This is a genomic window from Photobacterium sp. OFAV2-7 (assembly GCF_022347985.1).
Classification (GTDB): Bacteria; Pseudomonadota; Gammaproteobacteria; order Enterobacterales; family Vibrionaceae; genus Photobacterium.
In genome coordinates, this window is sequence record NZ_JAKRFQ010000775.1 from 1 (window position 1) to 2,531 (window position 2,531).

Consider the following 2,531-nt stretch of genomic DNA (forward strand, 5'->3'; position numbering starts at 1 on the left):
GAGTATCCAAACTGGCGCCGTAAGCTTTCAACAACGTTGGATGATATCTTTACTCGCCAGAATATTATTGACTTAACTCGACGTTTAACCGAAACACGAGAGAAAGCTTCACAATAATCTAATCAGGAGTAATGCGTTGGACACACTGACAGTGACCCGCAGTGATAAGGAATACATGCAGCTCGAAAGAGCTGCATTCTCAGACCCATTTTCTTTTTTAGGCCCACAATATCAGCCTCAAGGGATTGCACTTCGCGTGTGGATGCCTGGGGCTGAAAGTGTTAATGCAATAACGGAAAAAGGTGAGCGATTCACTTTAGTTCGAGATGCAGATAGTGGCTTCATTCTGAAAGGTGATACAGACCTTACCACTGAACTTTATCAGCTAGAAATCCGCTGGTCGGAAGGTGACCAAACCGTCTACGACCCTTATCAATTCCACAACCTGCTGCCTTCGGGCGAAGCCTTGACTACTCCCTCCCTTATGCACAGTGAGATGGGAGCACAGTTAATTACTCTGACGAAAGGCAGCAAGCCGGTCTCAGGTGTTCGCTTTTTGATTTTCGCACCGAATGCGTCGGCGGTAAGTGTTGTTGGCCAGTTCAATGCGTGGGACGGTCGTCGTCACCCGATGCAAAAACTGGATAATGGCCTGTGGGGACTATTTGTTCCTGGCCTTACAGAAGATGAGCTGTATAAGTTCGAACTAAAGGATAGTGAAGGTAACGGTCTTCCGCACAAAGCGGATCCATGGGGCTATTACTCAGAGCAGTATCCGTCATTTGCTTCGAAAGTATATGATCAGTCTCGTTATCAGTGGAATGACAGTCAATGGCAGTCTCGCCCGGTAACGGCCAAACATCAGCAGGCACTTTCTTTCTATGAACTCCATGCGGGTTCATGGCGCACCAAGGAAAATGGTGATTTTCTTACGTACCGCGAGCTTGCCGATGAGTTGATCCCGTACTTGCAAGACATGGGCTACACCCATGTTGAGTTGATGCCTATCTCAGAGCATCCATTCTATGGTTCGTGGGGCTATCAGCCTATTGGCTTGTTTTCGCCGAGTAGCCGTTATGGTTCGCCTGATGATTTCAAGTATTTTGTTGATCAGTGCCACCAGGCTGGTATTGGTGTAGTACTTGATTGGGTACCGGCCCACTTCCCGTCAGATGACCATGGCTTGGCAAACTTCGACGGTACGGCTCTGTTTAATGATCCGGATCCTCGCCGTGGCTGGCACCAGGACTGGCAGAGCTATATTTATGACTATGGACGTGACCATGTACGTCGCTTCCTGGTTTCGAATGCTCTGTTCTGGTTTGAGCACTACCATATTGATGGCCTGCGTGTTGATGCCGTGGCGTCAATGCTCTACCTTGATTATTCTCGTGAACATGATCAGTGGATTCCTAACCACGAGGGTGGCAACGTCAACTTTGACGCGGTTAGCCTGTTACGCTGGATGAACGAGGAAGTTTATCGTCATTATCCAAATGCGATGACGATTGCTGAAGAATCGACAGCCTATCCGGGAGTGTCTAAACCGACTGATATGGGCGGTCTTGGCTTCGGGTTTAAGTGGAATATGGGATGGATGCATGACAGCCTTTCTTATATTAAGGAAGAGCCTGTCCATCGCCGATATCACCATGACACGATTACTTTCCCGATGGTTTATGCCTTCAGTGAGAACTATGTGTTGTCATTATCACATGACGAAGTGGTATACGGTAAAGGCTCCTTGCTGAACAAAATGCCGGGTGACGAGTGGCAGCAAACGGCCAACTTGCGCGCTTTCATGGGCTATATGTATGGTCAGCCGGGCAAGAAATTAAACTTCATGGGTGCTGAAATAGCACAAAGTGCTGAATGGGCTCATGAAGGCCAGCTGGAATGGCATTGGTTGCAATACCCGAGACACAGTGGGGTTCAGGCGCTTGTACGTGATTTGAACAAACTATACACAAGCACACCGGCCTTGTTTGAGCAAGACTGCTCACCGGAAGGGTTTGAATGGCGTGTCCAGGATGACGCCGACCAGAGTATATTGGCTCATGAGCGAATTGCACTAAACGGTGACAAAGTACTAGTCGTTACGAACTTTACGCCGGTACCACGCCAGGGTTATACCCTTGGGGTTCCAGAGGCCGGTGAGTACAAGCTAGTACTTAATACCGATGATGAGAAGTACTGGGGTAGCCAGGCAACGGTTACACAGGTTGCTAAGACAACCAACGAAGCGAGCCACGGTTTGGCTAATTCTATTAAGCTAGACCTCCCTCCACTTGCAACAGTGTTTCTTACTTTTTCCAAGTAGTAACCACTCTGTAAGCTAACTCAAGCCCGTGACTTAGATCACGGGCTTTTTGTTACCTATATCAAATTTCTTTAGCACGAGGTGCAACATATACACAAACTCTTGTAACTGCGTTCTTTTTTTGACAATTTTGCGTCAAATTAACATACGTCAAGTTGTTAGAATGGAATAAGTGTCACAATCGCATGGCAAGGTTGTTTCATGGCAAAAG

Annotated in this window: 1 protein-coding gene; it reads left to right on the forward strand. The window is 47.5% G+C overall.

Translation table 11 applies throughout. From position 1 onward, the window contains the following. Positions 1–175 precede the first annotated feature (175 nt). Positions 176–2,320, forward strand: coding sequence for a 1,4-alpha-glucan branching protein GlgB (gene glgB, locus MHN01_RS24380; protein WP_239413964.1), 2,145 nt, complete (start codon positions 176–178; stop codon positions 2,318–2,320). Positions 2,321–2,531: the final 211 nt, after the last annotated feature.